General features: G+C 65.4%; 19 protein-coding genes. 9 read left to right on the top strand and 10 right to left on the bottom strand.

Going from position 1 to position 18,244, the window contains the following annotated elements:
• The first annotated feature begins 194 nt into the window (after window positions 1-194).
• Entirely contained in the window at window positions 195-1,121 is a 927-nt protein-coding gene (locus tag M3I54_RS13270; protein ID WP_254336521.1) for a glycosyltransferase family 2 protein, read from the top strand.
• Window positions 1,122-1,300: 179 nt separating this feature from the next.
• Entirely contained in the window at window positions 1,301-1,618 is a 318-nt protein-coding gene (locus M3I54_RS13265) for a DUF4148 domain-containing protein (RefSeq protein WP_254336519.1), read from the top strand.
• Window positions 1,619-1,671: 53 nt separating this feature from the next.
• On the opposite strand, the gene mnmH is transcribed toward M3I54_RS13265, so the two are convergent.
• The 10 genes from mnmH to upp form a co-directional block, all read right to left on the bottom strand.
• Window positions 1,672-2,772 carry a tRNA 2-selenouridine(34) synthase MnmH gene (mnmH, locus tag M3I54_RS13260; protein WP_254336517.1) on the bottom strand — a complete coding sequence of 367 codons (1,101 nt, stop codon included), beginning with the start codon at window positions 2,770-2,772 and terminating at the stop codon, window positions 1,672-1,674.
• A gap of 36 nt (window positions 2,773-2,808) precedes the next feature.
• On the bottom strand, window positions 2,809-4,278 hold the full coding sequence (gene rng / locus M3I54_RS13255; RefSeq protein WP_254336515.1) for a ribonuclease G: 1,470 nt from the start codon (window positions 4,276-4,278) through the stop codon (window positions 2,809-2,811).
• A gap of 8 nt (window positions 4,279-4,286) precedes the next feature.
• Complete coding sequence (locus tag M3I54_RS13250; RefSeq protein WP_254336513.1) at window positions 4,287-4,910, bottom strand: nucleoside triphosphate pyrophosphatase; 624 nt, start codon at window positions 4,908-4,910, stop codon at window positions 4,287-4,289.
• Between the two features lie 73 nt (window positions 4,911-4,983).
• A complete protein-coding gene (rlmH, locus tag M3I54_RS13245) occupies window positions 4,984-5,454 on the bottom strand; it encodes a 23S rRNA (pseudouridine(1915)-N(3))-methyltransferase RlmH (protein WP_254336512.1) in 471 nt (156 codons plus the stop codon).
• Between the two features lie 34 nt (window positions 5,455-5,488).
• On the bottom strand, window positions 5,489-5,962 hold the full coding sequence (rsfS, locus tag M3I54_RS13240) for a ribosome silencing factor (protein WP_254336510.1): 474 nt from the start codon (window positions 5,960-5,962) through the stop codon (window positions 5,489-5,491).
• A gap of 2 nt (window positions 5,963-5,964) precedes the next feature.
• Window positions 5,965-6,708, bottom strand: coding sequence for a nicotinate-nucleotide adenylyltransferase (locus tag M3I54_RS13235; protein ID WP_254336508.1), 744 nt, complete (start codon window positions 6,706-6,708; stop codon window positions 5,965-5,967).
• 4 nt (window positions 6,709-6,712) lie between these two features.
• Entirely contained in the window at window positions 6,713-7,648 is a 936-nt protein-coding gene (hemF, locus tag M3I54_RS13230; protein WP_254336506.1) for an oxygen-dependent coproporphyrinogen oxidase, read from the bottom strand.
• 306 nt (window positions 7,649-7,954) lie between these two features.
• Entirely contained in the window at window positions 7,955-9,229 is a 1,275-nt protein-coding gene (gene purD / locus M3I54_RS13225) for a phosphoribosylamine--glycine ligase (protein ID WP_254336504.1), read from the bottom strand.
• A 123-nt stretch (window positions 9,230-9,352) separates the two neighbouring features.
• Window positions 9,353-10,081 (bottom strand): YebC/PmpR family DNA-binding transcriptional regulator, encoded by a 729-nt coding sequence (locus tag M3I54_RS13220; RefSeq protein ID WP_028205715.1) that lies wholly within the window; start codon window positions 10,079-10,081, stop codon window positions 9,353-9,355.
• 385 nt (window positions 10,082-10,466) lie between these two features.
• Complete coding sequence (gene upp / locus M3I54_RS13215; protein WP_254336501.1) at window positions 10,467-11,117, bottom strand: uracil phosphoribosyltransferase; 651 nt, start codon at window positions 11,115-11,117, stop codon at window positions 10,467-10,469.
• A 373-nt stretch (window positions 11,118-11,490) separates the two neighbouring features.
• Here upp and M3I54_RS13210 point away from each other — a divergent pair, with 373 nt between their 5' ends.
• From M3I54_RS13210 to kdpB, 7 genes are all read left to right on the top strand, one after another.
• A complete protein-coding gene (locus tag M3I54_RS13210) occupies window positions 11,491-12,270 on the top strand; it encodes an SDR family oxidoreductase (RefSeq protein WP_254336499.1) in 780 nt (259 codons plus the stop codon).
• Between the two features lie 101 nt (window positions 12,271-12,371).
• A complete protein-coding gene (locus M3I54_RS13205) occupies window positions 12,372-12,761 on the top strand; it encodes a methylglyoxal synthase (protein ID WP_254336497.1) in 390 nt (129 codons plus the stop codon).
• Window positions 12,762-12,840: 79 nt separating this feature from the next.
• A complete protein-coding gene (locus M3I54_RS13200; RefSeq protein WP_254336495.1) occupies window positions 12,841-13,815 on the top strand; it encodes a quinone oxidoreductase in 975 nt (324 codons plus the stop codon).
• Between the two features lie 265 nt (window positions 13,816-14,080).
• Window positions 14,081-14,203: a potassium ABC transporter ATPase gene (locus M3I54_RS13195; protein WP_069265305.1), complete on the top strand. Its 123-nt coding sequence runs from the start codon at window positions 14,081-14,083 to the stop codon at window positions 14,201-14,203.
• On the top strand, window positions 14,200-14,292 hold the full coding sequence (gene kdpF, locus M3I54_RS13190; RefSeq protein ID WP_027819619.1) for a K(+)-transporting ATPase subunit F: 93 nt from the start codon (window positions 14,200-14,202) through the stop codon (window positions 14,290-14,292). Before M3I54_RS13195 ends, kdpF begins: the two co-directional genes overlap by 4 nt.
• Window positions 14,289-16,094 carry a potassium-transporting ATPase subunit KdpA gene (kdpA, locus tag M3I54_RS13185; protein WP_254336493.1) on the top strand — a complete coding sequence of 602 codons (1,806 nt, stop codon included), beginning with the start codon at window positions 14,289-14,291 and terminating at the stop codon, window positions 16,092-16,094. Before kdpF ends, kdpA begins: the two co-directional genes overlap by 4 nt.
• Window positions 16,095-16,126: 32 nt before the next feature.
• Entirely contained in the window at window positions 16,127-18,211 is a 2,085-nt protein-coding gene (gene kdpB / locus M3I54_RS13180) for a potassium-transporting ATPase subunit KdpB (protein ID WP_254336491.1), read from the top strand.
• The last annotated feature ends 33 nt before the right edge of the window (window positions 18,212-18,244 follow it).

Below are 18,244 nucleotides of genomic sequence, written 5' to 3'. Positions count from 1 at the left end.
CGAACTTCCGCGGCAGGTTCGGGTAAGAAGAATGTATGCGTACAATATCGCGTTTCTCGTCATGCTTCGCACCCAAAAAGCCGCGTAGTCAGGACGTTATGAGAGAACCCATTTCTATGCATCCATGCCCGCGTTCTCGCGGCGATCACGGAGCGCACGGATGTCAAATCTGACCCTTTCTAGGGCAAATCTTCATGTTCAGCATTCTGATTCCGACCTGGAATAACCTGCCGTACCTCAAGATGTGCGTCGACAGCATCCGGCGCCATTCTTCGTTCGAGCACGAGATTCTCGTGCACGTCAACGACGGCAGCGACGGCACGCTCGACTGGGTCCGCGAACAGGGCATCCGCCATACGTGGAGCAAGGGGAACGTGGGCGTATGCCTCGCCGTGAACGACGTGGCGCGGCTCGCCACGAGCGAGTGGATCCTGTTCATGAACGACGACATGTTCTGCACGCCCGGTTGGGATTCGGCCTTCGTCGATGCGTTACGCGACATCGGCGAGGCGCCTGCCTATCTCGCCTCGCAGATCATCGAGCCGACCGACACCGGCAACCGCCTCGTGACGGTCGCACACTTCGGCACGGGTCCTGCCGACTTCAACGAGGCGGGGCTGCTCGAATTCGCCGCGAAGATGAACACGGCCGACCGCAACGGCATCGCGCTGCAGCCGACCCTCGTGAGCCGCGAGCTTTGGCTGCGCGTGGGTGGCTATAGCATCGAATTCGGGCCGGGCATGAGCAGCGACGACGACTTTCTGATGAAGCTCTGGCTGGTCGGCTGCCGCACGTTCCGCTCGGTAGGCGCGAGCCGTATCTACCATTTCGGCTGCCGTACGACGGGACGCATTCGCCGCAATCGCGGCGGCCGCGAATTTCTCATGAAGTGGGGCGTGACGCAGCGCGATTTCAAGTACAACTACATGGCCCGCACGGCCGACGCCGCGTCGGGCACGCTTCCCAACGTGCCGCGGCCCAACCTCGTGAGCCGTCTCAAGCGGGTGATGTATGCGTTCGGCCTTTACCCGACTCAGGATCTCGAAGCGTGGGAGCCCGATTTGCCCGCGCAACTTCAGCACACCGCCTCGTTGACTCAAAACGCCACGCCGCGCCAGTAAGCGCGCAAACGCCGACGGCGCCCTTCGGCGCCGGATCGCGCGGACTTTGCCTCGAATTGGAACAGTGCCTCAGGATTCCAGGGGTTAACCCTAGTCAATCGTGAGCATACGATGCGTACATCGGTCGCATGCACATACCGTCGCACGTCGACCGCCTGATCCAACTGGAGGTCGTTTCCATGAAGTCCCTGATTCAAGCCGTTGCCGTCGCCGCCGCTCTTGCCGCTGCCGCTCTTCCCACCGCTTCGTTCGCGCAGTCGCACTCGACCATCACCCGCGCCCAGGTGCGCGCCGAACTCGTGCAGCTCCAGCAGGCGGGCTACCGCGTTGGCGATGGCGACAACGCCCACTATCCGGAAGCGATCCAGGCCGCCCAGGCGAAGGTCGCGGCGTTGAATGGTGCAAACAGCAGCTACGGCGGCGTGGCCAACGCCTCGCAATCGGGCGGCCGCGCCACGGTGTCGCCTGAAGACTGGAACGCGATGTACTCGCGCTAAGGCATCGCGGCGCGCGTGCTTTTTGTGAAGTGCGCGAAGGGGAAGGGGATACGTCAGACGGCGCGAGGCGCTTCGGCTTCGCTGCCCGCAGGTTCTGCGGCGTACGACGTTTCCTCCAGCAGCGCGAGCAGCGTGCGGGCTTGCGCGAGCGTGTCGCCCGTCATCGGCTGGAATGCGAAGTGCAGCGATTTTTCGAGCTTCGCGAAGTTGCGTCGCGTGCTGCGCGTGTAGGCGGGATCGTAGTGCTGTGCGACAAGCGTCTCGTAAAGCTCGGCCCTTCGATCTTCGTCGAGCAGCTTGCACCACGATTCGATACGCTCGCGCCCGTGCAGCGGCGTGAGTTTGTTCAGTTGCTCGCGGAAATACGTACGGTCGTCGAACAAATGTCCGTACTCCTCGAGCAGCAAGTCGATACGTTCTTTGCGCGCGACATCGAGTACGACACAAGGCGCGCCGTGCAGACGTTCTACGAGCGCGGGCGGCAGCGTGATGATGCCGATGCGCCGGCTCTCGGCCTCGACAAACACGGGGCGCGTGGCGTCGAAGCCGCGCAGCGTCTGCACGAGCGCCGTGTCGAACGACTTCTGCGACGGCTGCGCTCGCATCGGCAGCGCGCCCAGCAACGAACCGCGATGCGCAGCGAGCCCTTCGAGATCGAGCATCTGCGCGTCGGCTCGTCCCAGCGCCTTTAACAGGCGCGTCTTGCCGCTCCCGGTCGGCCCGGCCAGCACGATATAGCGGAACCCTTCGGGCAACGTGCCAAGCGCCTGAACGACCGTGTGCCGATAGGCCTTGTAGCCGCCATCCAGTTGACGCGCGCGCCAGCCGATCATGTTGAACCAGGCCGTCATCGAGCCGGAACGCTTGCCGCCGCGCCAGCAGTAGATGAGCGGGCGCCAATTGCGTGGACGGTCGGCGAACAGCGTGTCGAGATGCATGGCGATATTGCGCGCCACCATGGCCGCGCCCACACGCGTCGCCTCGAAGGGCGAGTCCTTGTACATCGTCCCGACGATCACGCGCTCCTCGTTGCTGAGCACGGGCGCGTTGATCGCGCCGGGAACGTGGTCTTCGGCGAATTCGAGCGGCGTTCGTACGTCGACGATCTCGTCGAATTCGCCGATCTGTTCAATGGTGACGCGCTGGTGATTCAACTGCGATGCTCCGGTGATGCCTGCAACGGCGTCGCGCTACATGAGCACGATGTCGTACTGTTCCTGACTCAAATTCGACTCGACCTGCAACGAAACCGGCTTGCCGATGAAGTCGATCAACATGGCGAGATGCTGCGACTCTTCCTCGAGAAAGAGGTCGATGACCTGCTGCGAAGCGACCACGCGAAACTCGCGCGGATTGAACTGCCGCGACTCGCGCAGAATTTCGCGCAGGACGTCATAGCAGACGGTGCGCGCGGTCTTCACCTGGCCCTTGCCGAGGCAAATCGGGCAAGGCTCGCACAGCACATGCGCAAGCGATTCGCGCGTGCGCTTGCGCGTCATTTCCACGAGCCCCAGCTGCGAGAAGCCATTCACGGTCACGCGCGTGCGGTCGCGCGAAAGTGCCTTCTTCAGCTCGCCGAGTACCTGGTCGCGATGCTCGACGTTCTCCATGTCGATGAAATCGATGATGATCACGCCGCCCAGGTTGCGCAGACGCAATTGCCGCGCGATCGTATGCGCCGCTTCGAGATTCGTCTTGAAGATCGTGTCGTCGAAGTTGCGCGCGCCGACGTAGCCGCCCGTGTTCACGTCGATGGTCGTCATCGCCTCGGTCTGGTCGATCACGAGATAGCCGCCCGACTTGAGGTCCACGCGGCGCGAGAGCGCGCGCTGGATTTCGGCCTCGATGTTGTAGAGATCGAAGAGCGGCCGCTCGCCCGAGTAGTGATGCAGCTTCGGCAGCACGGCGGGCGTGAATTCGGAGGCGAACTCGGTGAGCTTCTGGAACGTTTCGCGCGAATCGACCTGAATGCGCGAAGTCTCGTCGTTGACGAAGTCGCGCAGCACCCGCTGCGAGAGATTCAGGTCTTGATAAAGCAGGCTCGTGGCGGGCACGCGCTGCGCCTGGGCGACTATCGTTGCCCACGTTTTGCGCAGATACGCGACGTCCGCTGCAAGCTCTTCGCTCGTGGCGTCTTCGGCGATCGTGCGCACGATATAGCCGCCTTTTTCGTCGGCTGGCAGCACGGCCGTGAGGCGCGCGCGCACCGCTTCGCGCTCGGCCTCGCTCTCGATCTTCTGCGAGATGCCGATGTGCGGTTCCTGCGGCAAATAGACCAGCGTGCGCCCCGCAATGCTCACCTGCGTGGAAAGCCGCGCGCCCTTCGTGCCGATCGGATCCTTCACGACCTGCACCATGAGGGTTTGCCCTTCGAACACGATCTTTTCAATGGGCTGATGATGGACAGGCGCATGCGCTTCGCCAGCAATGCGCGGATGCCAGATATCGGCCACATGGAGGAACGCGGCGCGCTCGAGACCAATGTCGATGAACGCGGACTGCATGCCCGGCAGCACGCGCACGACCTTGCCGAGATAGACGTTGCCGACGCGCCCGCGCGACAGCGTGCGCTCGACGTGAAGCTCCTGTACTGCGCCTTGCTGGACCAATGCGACGCGCGTCTCCTGGGGCGTGACGTTGATCAGGATTTCTTCGTTCATGATTTGTTCTAGAAGTCGATGCCCGCGGCGCGCAGGAGGGCGGCCGTTTCGAATAGTGGCAAACCCATGATACCCGAATAGGACCCGTCGATTCGCTCGACGAATTCCGCCGCGCGGCCCTGTATGCCGTATGCGCCGGCCTTGCCGAACGGCTCACCGCTCGCCACGTAACGCGCGATCGCGGCAGGCATCGCAGGGGCAAAACGCACGTGCGAACGCGAGACCGCGACGGGCAGACAGACCCCTTCGGCGTTGACGACGGCCACCGCCGTGAGCACTTCGTGCTCGCGTCCGGCGAGGCGCTCGAGCATCGCATAGGCTTCGGCTGCATCGTGCGGCTTGCCGAGAATGTGGCCGTCGATGGAGACCGTGGTGTCGGCGGTGAGAATCGGCGCGTGCCTGTGCGCGCCCGCGACGAGGCGCGCGCGGGCGGCGTCGGCCTTCGCGGCGCACACGCGCTCGACATAGACAGCGGCTTGCTCGCCGGGCAGCGCGGTTTCGAGCGCTTCAGCGTCTTCGTCGGGGCGCGGCAGCAGCAGCTCGAAGCGCACGCCGAGCTGTTGCAGCAGCTCCTGGCGGCGCGGGCTTTGCGAGGCGAGATAGACGAACGGATAGGGCGCGTTGGTGGGCATCGGAGCGTCTTTGTCGTTACGGACTTCGGGTTGACGTGCGCGCCTGCCGGTCCGGGCGCGCTTTAAACCTGCATCACACGCGATGATAGGGGTGATTCTGTGTGATGGTCCAGGCGCGGTAAAGCTGCTCGGCGAGCAGCACGCGCACCATTGCATGCGGCAGCGTAAGCGAGGACAGGCGCAAGAGCGTGTCGGCGCGCGACTTGAGTTCGGGGTCGAGGCCGTCCGCGCCGCCGATCAGGAACGCCACGTCGCGGCCGTCCTGCTGCCAGAGCGGCAGCGCCTTGGCGAGCTGCATCGTGGTCCAGTCGCGGCCGCGTTCGTCGAGTGCAACGATGCGCGCATTCTTGGGCAGCGCGGTTTCGATGCGCGTGCGCTCGGCCGCCATGACACTCTCGGCGGAGCGGCCCGACGAACGCTGCTCGGGCTTCACCTCGCGCAGCTCGATGCGCAGCTCCTGCGGCATGCGCTTCGTATATTCCTCGAAGCCCTCGGCGATCCAGTCCGGCATCTTGTGACCGACGGCGACGATATGCAGTTTCATCGTGAGGGACGATTGTCGTTCGCAAGCGCTGCGCTTACTTCGCGGTTTTACGCGCAGCGGTCTTGCGCGCGGGCTTCTTCACGGCCGGCGCGGCTTCCTCGTCTTCGTCTTCGTCCTCGTCGTCCATCGGCTCGCTCGGGCGCGCGCCCATGAAGCCCGTCTTGGCCGCGAGCTTCACGCGCACCGGCTTGTCGCCCCAGATTTCCTCGAGGTTGTAGTACTGGCGCAGCGCGGGCTGGAGGATGTGGACGACCGCGTCGCCGCAATCCACGAGCACCCATTCGCCGATGTCCTCGCCTTCCGTGCTGATAATGTCGCCGCCGGCTTCCTTGACCTTCTCGCGCACGCTGTTGGCGAGCGCCTTGGTCTGGCGGTTCGAGGTGCCGCTCGCAACGACCACGCGGTCGAATAGCTCGGTCAGATGGCTCGTGTTGAAGACGCGGATGTCTTGTGCCTTGACGTCTTCGAGACCGTCGACGATGGCGCGTTGAAGTTTGCGGATGTCCATAGTTACCCGTGATGCTGAAAGAGATGATGTTGAAGGATATAGTCCCACACGGCCGCGGGAAGCTTGTCGGCGGCGGTCCCGCGACGTTGCCCGCTTGCCACGCAGGCCGGCAGGTCGCGCCGGATTTCGGTCGCCGAAACGTCGAGCGCGAGCGTTTCGTCGACCAGCAAGTGGCCGTGCGGCGTGGTCGCAAGCGCTGCGGCGCTTGCGCGGCGCGCGGCGGCTTCGCGTGCGACCTCGGGCGGCAGCGCCGCGAAGTCCTGGTCAAAGCCGAAGCCCGGGCGACTTGCCACGCCCAGATGCGCAAGCGCGAAAAGCTCGCGCCATTCGTGCCACGAATCGAGGTGCAACAGTTGATCGGCGCCCATTAGCAGCGTGAGCGCCGCTTTCGCGTTGCTCTCGCTGCCGTTGACGTCGCGCCTCGCGCGCCAGCGGCGCAACGTTTCGACCGTGTAGGTCGGGCCGTTGTGCTCGATTTCGTCGGCGTCCACCGTCACCGTCACGCCCGGCAGCGCGAGCGAGGCAGCGGCGGCACGCGTCATGGCGAGCCGATGCTGCGCCGCGGTAACGCCCGGCTTCTGCCACGGTTGCCCGGCGGGTAGCAGGATCAGCTCGTTCAGGCCCAGTACACGCGCAAAATGGCGCGCGAGCGCGAGGTGGCCCTCGTGGATCGGATCGAACGTGCCGCCGAGCAGTCCGACGCGCCGTTCGAGCGCGTTGGGCGGGACGGTGAAAGCTTGCGTCACGGCGTCAGATCCAGTCGCGCACGGGCAGGAAATCGCTGTAGAGGCGCGCTTCCGGCGTGCCGGGCTGCGGCTGCCAGTCGTAGCGCCAGGTTGCGCCCGGCGGCATCGACATGAGGATCGATTCCGTGCGGCCGCCGCTTTGCAGGCCGAAATGCGTGCCGCGGTCGCAGACCAGATTGAATTCGACGTAGCGACCGCGCCGGTACGCCTGGAATTCGCGTTCGGCTTCGCCGTAGGGCGTCGCGCGGCGTTTTTCGATGATCGGCAGATACGCCTTCAGGAAACCGTCGCCCACGCTCTTGAGCATCGCGAACGCCTCGTCGAAGCCGCCAGTGGCGTAATCGTCGAAGAAAATACCGCCCACGCCGCGCGCTTCGTTGCGGTGCTTGAGGAAAAAGTACTCGTCGCACCAGCGCTTGAAGCGCGGGTACAGGTCCGCGCCATAGGGCGCGAGCGCGTCGCGGCACGCGCCATGAAAATGCTGCGCGTCTTCCTCGAAGCCGTAATAGGGCGTGAGGTCCATGCCGCCGCCGAACCAGAACACGGGCGCCTCGCCCGCCTTGGTGGCGAGCAGCATGCGCACGTTCATGTGCACGGTCGGGCAATACGGATTGCGCGGATGCAGCACGAGCGAAACGCCCATCGCCTCGAAGCCGCGGCCGTTGAGTTCGGGGCGCGCTGCCGTTGCCGAGGGCGGCAAGGCGTCGCCGGAAACGTCGGAAAAGCCGATGCCCCCGCGCTCGAAGAACTCGCCGCCTTCGATGATGCGCGTGCAACCGCCGCCACGCAGCTTCTCGCCGGGCCCGCGTTGCCAGTTGTCGGTGGCGAACGCCTTGCCGTCGAAGGCGCCGAGCGTGTCGGCGATCTGCGTCTGCAGGCTGGCCAGCCAGGCGCGGACGGCGGCGCTGTCGGGGGAGGCGCTGTTAGGGGTGTCGGTCATCGATCAAATGGGGACGGCAGCGCGCCGGCGCTGGAATCGGGTTCTTCGTCGGGTTATTCGGACAGACCGCTCGGGGCGGCCTGACAGCGGCAGTGTAGCGCCGATTGACGCGACATCCGGCGCCAACGGCGGCTGCGCCGGTTGGCTCGCGGTGGACGGCTTGGTGGCGCGCGTAAGCGGCCAGATGAAGAAGCCGTGAGAGCGCCGTTGCGCTTCGGCCACGGCATGCAACCAGGTGGCTCTCGCATGGCCGTTCGCTTCCTCTGGGGCCGCATCGAAGCGGGCGGCCCCAGGAAAGCGCTGCGCTTACGGCTTGCGCCCCGCGGCGCGATAGCCAATATCGTTGCGATACTGCATGCCGTCGAACGAGATGCGGTTCACGGTCTCGTACGCGACGTTCTGCGCGCTGCGCACCGAATCGGCGAGACCCACCACGCACAGCACGCGGCCGCCCGAGGTCAAGAGTTTGCCGTCCACCATCTGCGTGCCCGCGTGGAACGTGACCGAATCGGCGGCTTCGGCGGGGATGTCGCTGATGCGGTCGCCCTTGCGCGGCGTTTCCGGATAGTTGTGTGCGGCGAGCACGACGCCAAGCGCCGTGCGGCGGTCCCATTCGAGCTCGACCTGGTTGAGCGTGCCGGCGATGGCGTGCTCCACGACCTTCGAGAAGTCGCCCTTCAGGCGCGCCATAATCGGCTGCGTTTCGGGGTCGCCCATGCGGCAGTTGAATTCGAGCGTCTTCGGGTTGCCCTGCGCGTCGATCATCAGACCGGCGTAGAGGAAGCCCGTGTAGCGGATGCCTTCCTTCTCCATGCCCGCCACGGTTGGCAGGATGATTTCGCGCATCACGCGTGCGTGCAACTGCGGCGTGACGATCGGCGCGGGCGAGTAGGCGCCCATGCCGCCCGTGTTCGGGCCCTGGTCGCCGTCTTGCAGGCGCTTGTGGTCCTGGCTCGAGGCGAGCGCGAGCACGTGCTTGCCGTCCACCATGACGATGAAGCTCGCTTCCTCGCCTGCGAGGAATTCCTCGATCACCACGCGCGCGCCGGCGTCGCCGAGCTTGTTGTCGGCGAGCATCATGTCGATGGCCTGATGCGCTTCTTCCAGCGACATCGCCACGACCACGCCCTTGCCGGCAGCAAGGCCGTCGGCCTTGATGACGATGGGCGCGCCGTTCTTTTCGACGTAGGCGTGCGCTGCCGTGGCGTCCGAGAAGGTCTCGTAGGCGGCGGTCGGGATGTTGTGGCGCTTCATGAACGCCTTGGCGAAGTCCTTCGAGCTTTCGAGCTGCGCGGCTTCCTTCGACGGGCCGAACACCTTCAGGCCGCGCTGGCGAAACACGTTGACGATGCCGGCCGCGAGCGGCGCTTCCGGACCGACCACCGTCAGGGCGACGCCTTCGCGCTCGGCGAAATCGGCGAGCTCGTGGATATCCGTGATGTCGACGTTGGCAAGCCGCTCGTCCTGCGCGGTGCCGCCGTTACCGGGTGCGACGTAGACGAGCTGCACGCGCGGCGCCTGCGCGAGCTTCCACGCCAGCGCATGTTCGCGGCCGCCAGAACCGACGACGAGTAACTTCATGAGAATCCCCGAAAGACCAAGACCAGAAACAGTTGCGGCCGGCGCACAGTGCGCCGGCCGTGAAAATCGCAAGCAGGAGGCGGGGCCAAAACAGACCTCGACGCGGCCTCCCGGGCCGACGCCTTATTCCTCGGCGATCGACGCGTTGGTGTACACGTCCTGGACATCGTCCAGGTTTTCGAGAGCGTCGAGCAGCTTTTGCATCTTCACGGCGTCGTCGCCCGTGAATTCGACCTCGTTCTGCGGCTTCATGGTGACTTCGGCCATTTCGGCCTTGAAGCCCGCGGCTTCGAGCGCGGTCTTGACCTTCGTGAAGTCGAACGGCGGGCAGACCACTTCGATCGAGCCGTCGTCGTTCGTCACGACGTCGTCGGCGCCCGCTTCGAGCGCGGCGTTCATGAGTTCGTCTTCGGGCGTGCCCGGCGCGAACACGAACTGGCCGACGTGATCGAACATGAACGCGACCGAGCCGTCCGTGCCCATGTTGCCGCCGAACTTCGAGAACGCGTGGCGCACTTCCGCGACCGTGCGGGTGCGGTTGTCGGTCATCGTGTCGACGATGACGGCCGCGCCGCCGATGCCGTAGCCTTCGTAGCGGATTTCCTCGTAGTTCGCGCCGTCCACGCCGCCCACACCGCGCTGGATGGCGCGGTTGATGTTGTCCTTGGGCATGTTGGCGTCGTACGCCTTGTCCACAGCCAGACGCAGGCGCGGGTTCGAGTCGATGTCGCCGCCGCCCATGCGCGCCGCGACCTGGATTTCCTTGATGAGCCGCGTCCAGACCTTGCCGCGCTTCGCGTCAGCAGCAGCCTTCTTGTGCTTGATGTTGGCCCATTTCGAATGACCCGCCATACCTTTCTCCGTCTCACGCGCCATGCGCGTGCAGTGTGCAATGTGCTGTTGTCGTTGCGATGTTCCCGGGCGCGGCCGTCGTGCGTCGTTCGCGCGGCGCGCGTGATTCTGCGCTTGGCCTCGCGCGTAACGCCCGCGCAGCACGATGTGCCGGCAGGACTGGACGCAGCGCCCGTTCAGGTGGATCTGAATTTTATCACGCCGGGACCGTCCGGCTTCGCCTGCCTATCTGACGAAACTACGTGCCGCAACGCCAGACGATGGCCGGTCATGCCGGCCGCAGAGGCTGCTAAGGGGGCGGGATCGGGTGCGCCCGCGCAAACCCGCGAAGGTGGCGAGGGCGGCTAGTCTTCCCGGCCGCCCCCAGACAACGGTGGTGCAGCTTTTAGTTCTTCGTGCCGAAGAGCCGGTCGCCGGCGTCGCCCAGGCCCGGAATGATGTAGGCGTGCTCGTTCAGATGCGAATCCAGCGAAGCCACGTAGAGCTTCACGTCCGGGTGCGCCTTCTGGAACACGTCCACGCCTTCGGGCGCGGCCACCAGCGCGAGGAACAGGATGCGCTCGCCGGGCACGCCGCGGAGCTTGAGCACGTCGATGGCGTGCGCCGCCGAGTAGCCCGTCGCGACCATCGGATCGCACAGGATGAAGGTGCGGTCCTCGAGGTCGGGCAGGCGCACGAGATACTCGACCGGGCGATGGTCGTCGGCACGATACACGCCGATATGGCCAACGCGCGCGGAGGGCACCAGCTCGAGCAGGCCGTCGGACATGCCCACGCCCGCGCGCAGCACCGGCACGATGGCGAGCTTCTTGCCCGCGATCACAGGCGCGTCGATTTCGACGAGCGGTGTCTGCACGCGGCGCGACGCGACCGGCAGGTCGCGCGTGATTTCATAGCCCATCAGCAGTGTGATCTCGCGCAGCAGCTCGCGGAACGTGCGCGTGGACGTGTCCTTGTCGCGCATATGCGTGAGCTTGTGCTGGATCAGCGGGTGATCGAGGATGAAGAGATTCGGGAAACGGCTGTCCTGTTTCATGGCGGGGCGCACAAGGCTGCAAGGGAATCGGAGAATCGGTCGTGCCGCTGCCGCGCGAACCCGAAGCGCACGCCCGGGTTGCGCGGTTGCGGCGAACACGGCCCGCCGCGCGCGGCAAGCGCTCAATGCTTGCGAGGGCGCCGGGCCGCGCTACAGGCGCCAGTATACGGTAAGCACGCGCGCACCGGCGCGCGCATGGCGCGTTGCGACACCACTTCGCGGACCGGTTGCCGGGCCTCGCGCCATCGGCCTTCCACGCGCCGCGCCCGATTCTTCTAGAATCCCAAAAAGGTCGCAGGGCGGTGCGGCGCAAGGCCTGGCCGTGTCCGCCCTGTCATACGACGGTCATCCACGCAAAAAGGACACGAAAACGATGGACATGGGCATCGCAGGACGCAACGCGCTGGTGTGCGCGGCCAGCAAGGGACTGGGGCGCGGCTGCGCCGAGGCGCTCGCCGCCGAAGGCGTCAACGTGACGATCGTCGCGCGCACCGCGCAGACGCTGGAGGAAACCGCCGCGCATATCCGCAAGAGCACGGGCGTGGACGTCAAGGCGGTGGCCTGCGACATCACGACCGAAGCGGGCCGCGCCGCCGCGCTCGCGGCGTGCCCGTCGCCGGACATTCTGGTGAACAATGCGGGCGGCCCGCCGCCGGGCGACTTCCGCAAGTACACCCACGAGGCGTGGATCGCGGCGCTCGAAGCGAACATGCTCACGCCGATCGCGCTGATCCAGTCCACCATCGACGACATGATCGCGCGCGGCTACGGGCGCATCGTCAACATCACGAGCTCCTCGGTGAAGGCGCCAATCGACGTGCTCGGCCTCTCGAACGGCGCACGCTCGGGCCTCACGGGCTTCGTCGCGGGCGTGGCGCGCCAGGTCGCGGCCACGGGCGTCACGATCAACAACCTGCTACCGGGCGCGTTCGACACCGACCGCATCCAGGCCACCATCGTCGCGCAGGCGAAGGCGAGCCAGATTTCGGAAGAAGAAGCGCGCGCGCGCCGCATGAAGGCAATTCCGGCCGGACGTTTCGGTACGTCCGAAGAATTCGGCCGCGCCTGCGCGTTCCTGTGCAGCGTGCACGCGGGCTATATCACCGGGCAGAACTGGCTGATCGACGGCGGGGCTTATCCGGGCACCTATTGATATCGAGTCAGCGCTGGCCAGCCGCGGCGCCCCTGGCGCCGCATCACGACACGCATCACGACTATTACGCACGTCAACCACATCTCAAGGAGACTTAGGCCATGCCAACCCGCGTCGCACTGATAGCGCACGACCACAAGAAGGATGACATCGTCAAGCTGGCGAGCGAATACGTCGATACGCTGCGTCACTGCGAGATCATCGCGACCGGCACGACCGGCTCGCGCATCGAGGCCGCGACGGGCATGAACGTCGAGCGCATGCTCTCGGGCCCGCACGGCGGCGACCTGCAGATCGGCGCGCGGCTCGCGGAAGGCAACGTCGACATCGTGATCTTCCTGCGCGACCCGATGACCCCGCAGCCGCACGAACCCGACATCAACGCGCTCGTGCGCGCATGCGACGTGCACGACGTGCCGTGCGCCACGAACATCTCGACGGCGCGCATGCTCCTCGACGTGCTCACGCTGCGTCAGAAGAACGTGGTCTGAAGCGCGTGCAGTGTGCGGGAAGTGCGCGCTTCGTAGCCCGATTTCAGGAAACCAGCCAGGACAACACCAAGGAGACGTGATGACCAAGGCAATCCGATACGACAAAACCGGTGGCCCCGAAGTGATGAAGTGGGTGGGGGTCGACGTGGGCGAACCGGGCGAGGGCGAGGTGCGTTTGCGCCAGAGCGCGTGCGGCCTCAACTACATCGACGTGTATTTCCGCACCGGGCTTTATCCGCAGCCGCTGCCCGCCGGGCTCGGCATGGAGGCGGCCGGCGAGGTGACCGCAGTCGGCAAGGGCGTGAGCGCGCTGAAAGTGGGCGACCGCGTGGCTTATGTCGCGCGTCCGCCGGGTGCCTATGCGCAGGAGCGCGTGCTGCGCGCCGACCAGGTGATCAAGCTGCCGGACGCGATCAGCGACGAAGCGGCCGCTTCGATCATGCTGCAGGGCCTCACGGCGCAATACCTGCTGCGCCGCACGTATCGCGTGAAGGCTGGCGACACGATCCTCATCCAGGCGGCGGCGGGCGGCGTGGGCCTGCTCGTGTGCCAGTGGGCGAAGGCGCTGGGCGCGACCGTGATCGGCACCGTGGGCTCGGACGAGAAGGCCGCGATTGCGAAGGCGCACGGCTGCGATCATCCGATCGTCTACACGCGCGAGGACTTCACGGCGCGCGTGCGCGAGATCACGAACGGTGCGGGCGTGCCCGTGGTGTACGACTCGATCGGCAAGGATACCTACACGAAATCGCTCGACTGTCTTGCGCCGCTCGGCATGTTCGTGAGCTTCGGCAATGCTTCGGGGCCGCTGCCGCCGATCGATTCGTCGGAGTTCGCCGGGCGCGGCTCGCTCTTCTTCACGCGCCCGACGCTCTTCACGTATATGGCGAAGCGCGCCGACTACGAGGCGATGGCCGCCGAGTTGTTCGACGTGGTGTCTTCGGGCAAGGTCAGGACGTCGATCAACCAGCGCTATGCGCTCGAGGACGTCGGGCAGGCTCATGCCGATCTCGAAGCGCGCAAGACCACGGGTTCGACGGTGCTGATCCCATGAGATAAAAATTGATGCACCGCCGCGCCGCACGGGGCATGCCTTCGGCGCTGGCGCATTGATTCGACCTTTACGTTCCTTGACTCCGTCATGGAGACCCAAAAGGCGCGCAACGCCAGTGTTGCGCGCCTTTTTTCTTTCCTCCCCGGCCCGTGTTCTGGCTCGCGTTTACGCGTTTTTTATACGCGCGCCAAAAGCTTTGATCCGGATTTAATGCGGTAGCGGGTAACTTTCAGCCATCCGTCATCCGCGAATGGAGAACACGACAATGGATGTGCTGTATATCGGGGGGCTGGTGGTTTTCGCCGCGCTCACATACGCGTTGATCGCGGGCTGCGAGAAGCTCATGCAGTACCGTCGCGATCAAGGTGCGAAGGGGGTGCGCCCATGACCTGGATCTTTTGGCTATCGGGGGCGGCAACGCTGTTGCTGTTCGTTTATCTCGTCCATGCGCTCCTGCGCGCGGAGGATATCGAATGAACACCAACACGCTGCTCCAGGCGGGGCTTTACCTCGTCATCCTGCTCGCGCTCGCGGTGCCTGTATCGGGCTACATGACGCGCGTGCTCGACGGGCGCTCGCGCGTCGTGCGGCTCTTTGCGCCGCTCGAAAACTGGCTCTATCGCATCGCCGGCGTCGATCCGCAGGCCGAGATGAACTGGAAGCGCTATGCGCTCGCCACCATCTCGTTCAACGTGCTCGGCGTGGGCTTTCTCTATGTGCTGCTGCGTATTCAGGGCTGGCTGCCTGGCAACCCGCAGCAGTTCGGCGCGATGACCGTCGACGGCGCGTTCAACACGGCCGTGAGCTTCGTCACCAACACCAACTGGCAGGACTACACGCCCGAGCAAACGGTGAGCTATCTCACGCAGATGCTCGGCCTCACCGTGCAGAACTTCCTTTCGGCGGCGACGGGCATCGTGGTCGTGATCGCTCTGATTCGCGGCTTTGCGCGCCACTCGGTGCAGACCATCGGCAACTTCTGGGTCGACCTCACGCGCACGACGTTCTACATCCTCGTGCCGATGTCGGCGATCATCGCTGCGCTCCTGATGAGCCAGGGCATGATTCAGAACTTCAAGGCGTATCAGGACGTGCCGGTGCTGCAAACCACGACCTATGCGGCGCCGAAGGTCGATGCCCAGGGCAACCCGGTGAAGGACGCGAAGGGTAATCCCGAGACGGTGGACACGAAGGTCACGTCGCAAACGCTCGCCATGGGCCCGGTCGCCTCGCAGGTCGCGATCAAGATGCTCGGCACCAACGGCGGCGGCTTCTTCAATGCGAACTCGGCGCATCCGTACGAGAACCCCACGCCGGTCTCGAACGTCATCGAAATGTTGTCGATCCTGATCATTCCAGCCGCACTGTGTCTCGTGTTCGGCAACGTGGTGGGCGACCGCAGGCAAGGCGTCGCGGTGCTCGCGGTGATGACGGTTGCGTTCGCCGTGGCCGTGGGCGGCGTGCTATCCGCCGAGCAGTCGGGCAATCCGATGTTCACGACGCTCAACGTCGACCAGCACGCAAGCGCGCTGCAAGCCGGCGGCAACATGGAAGGCAAGGAGACGCGCTTTGGCATCGCACAAACGGGCATCTTCGTGGTCGCGACCACGGCGGCTTCGTGCGGCGCCGTGAACGCGGCGCACGACTCGCTCACGCCGCTCGGCGGTCTCATTCCGATGCTCTTCATCCAGCTCGGCGAGGTGATCTTCGGCGGTGTCGGTTCGGGTCTCTACGGCATGCTCGTGTTCGCGCTGCTCGCAGTGTTCGTGGCCGGGCTCATGATCGGCCGCACGCCGGAATATGTCGGCAAGAAGATCGAGTCGTTCGAGATGAAGATGGTCTCGATCGTCGTGCTGCTCACGCCGCTGCTCGTGCTGCTCGGCACCTCGATCGCGGTGCTCGCCGACGCGGGCAAGGCCGGTATCGCCAATCCGGGCGCGCATGGCTTCTCCGAGATCCTGTACGCGTTCAGCTCGGCCGCCAACAACAACGGCAGCGCGTTCGCCGGCCTCACCGTGAACACGCCGTTCTATAACTGGTTGCTCGCCATTGCCATGTGGTTCGGCCGCTTCGGCACCATCGTGCCGGTGCTCGCCATCGCGGGTTCGCTCGCAAGCAAGAAGCGCATTGCAGTGACGGGCGGCACGCTGCCCACCCATGGCCCGCTCTTCGTCGTGCTGCTGCTCGGCACGGTGCTGCTGGTCGGCGCGCTCACCTATGTGCCCGCGCTCGCGCTCGGTCCCGGCGTTGAGCATCTGATCATGATGGGCGTGCATTGAACGGGGGCCTTCGCAACATGAGCGAAACGAAAATGAATCAGCATAGTGCAACTCGGTCCATGTTCGATCCGGCGCTGGTGCGTCCGGCCATCGTGGACTCGTTCAGAAAACTCAACCCGCGCACGCAGTTGCGCAACCCCGTGATGTTCTGCGTCTACGTGGGCAGCGTGCTCACGACGATCCTCTGGATCGCGGCGCTCGTGGGCCAGGCCGAAGCGCCCGCGGGTTTCATCCTCGCGGTCGCGCTCTGGCTGTGGTTCACGGTGCTGTTCGCGAACTTCGCGGAAGCGCTCGCCGAGGGGCGCTCGAAGGCGCAGGCGGCATCGCTGCGCCAGGCCAAGAAAGACGTCATGGCCAAGAAGCTCAACGAGCCGCATCCGAAGGCGCCGATCCGCATCATGACGGCGTCCGACCTGCGCCGCGGCGACGTGGTGCTGGTCGAGACCGGTGACACGATTCCGGCGGACGGCGAAGTGATCGAAGGCGTGGCGTCGGTGGACGAATCGGCCATCACGGGCGAATCCGCGCCGGTGATCCGCGAGTCGGGCGGCGACTTTTCCTCGGTGACGGGCGGCACGCGCGTGCTCTCCGACTGGATCGTCGTGCGCGTCACGGCGAACCCGGGCGAAGCGTTCCTCGACCGCATGATCGCGATGGTCGAAGGCGCGAAGCGCCAGAAAACGCCTAACGAAATCGCCCTCACGATCCTGCTCGTCGCGCTGAGCATCGTGCTGCTCCTTGCCACCGCGACGCTGCTGCCGTTCTCGATGTTCTCGGTCGAAGCCGCGAAGATGGGCCACGTGGTCACGATCACGGCGCTCGTGGCGCTGCTCGTCTGCCTGATTCCGACGACCATCGGCGGTCTGCTTTCGGCGATCGGCGTGGCCGGCATGAGCCGCATGATGCAGGCCAACGTGATCGCGACTTCGGGCCGCGCGGTGGAAGCCGCCGGCGACGTGGACGTGCTGCTGCTCGACAAGACCGGCACGATCACGCTCGGCAACCGTCAGGCGTCGATGTTCGTGCCAGCGCCTGGCGTGACCGAAGAAGTGCTCGCGGACGCGGCGCAGCTCTCGTCGCTCGCCGACGAAACGCCGGAAGGCCGCAGCATCGTCGTGCTCGCGAAGCAGCGCTTCAACATCCGCCAGCGCGACATGAACTCGCTGCACGCCGTGTTTCTCGCCTTCAGCGCCCAAACGCGCATGAGCGGTGTGGACATGCCCGGCCGCGAAATCCGCAAGGGCGCTGCCGACGCGGTCAAGAATTACGTCGAAGCCCATGGCGGCCGTTTCCCCGGCGAAGTCGACAACGCAGTGGACGACGTGGCGCGCCGCGGCAGCACGCCGCTCGTGGTGGCCGAAATGCATGATGGCACCGCGCGCGTGCTCGGCGTGATCGAGCTGAAGGACGTCGTGAAGGGCGGCATCAAGGAGCGTTTCGCCGAGCTGCGCAAGATGGGTATCAAGACCGTGATGGTGACGGGCGACAACCGCCTGACCGCCGCCGCGATCGCCGCCGAAGCGGGCGTGGACGACTTCCTCGCGCAGGCCACGCCTGAAACCAAGCTCGCGACGATCCGCGAGCACCAGGCGCAAGGCAAGCTCGTGGCGATGACGGGCGACGGCACCAACGACGCCCCGGCGCTCGCGCAGGCCGACGTGGCCGTGGCGATGAACACGGGCACCCAGGCCGCGAAGGAAGCGGGCAACATGGTCGACCTCGACTCGAACCCGACCAAGCTCATCGAGATCGTCGAGATCGGCAAGCAGATGCTCATGACGCGCGGCTCGCTCACGACGTTCTCGATCGCCAACGACGTCGCGAAGTACTTCGCGATCATTCCGGCGGCATTCGCTTCGACGTATCCGCAACTGCGCGTGCTCGACGTCATGCATCTGACTTCGCCGGCGTCGGCGATCCTCTCGGCGGTGATCTTCAACGCGCTCATCATCGTGATGCTGATTCCGCTCGCGCTCAAGGGCGTGAAGTACCGGCCGCTCGGCGCCGCGACACTGCTGCGCCGCAATCTGCTGGTCTACGGCCTCGGCGGCATTCTGCTGCCGTTCCCGTGCATCAAGCTGATCGACATGGTGCTCACCGCGTTCGGCTGGGTCTGAGCCGCGCAGACAGACACACACGGATAGATACAT

Origin of the sequence: Paraburkholderia sp. CNPSo 3274 (assembly GCF_024206475.1) — a bacterium.
In the GTDB taxonomy this organism is placed as follows: Bacteria; Pseudomonadota; Gammaproteobacteria; order Burkholderiales; family Burkholderiaceae; genus Paraburkholderia.
Note: the sequence above shows the minus strand (reverse complement) of the source record. Positions and strands in the feature narration are given on the sequence as shown.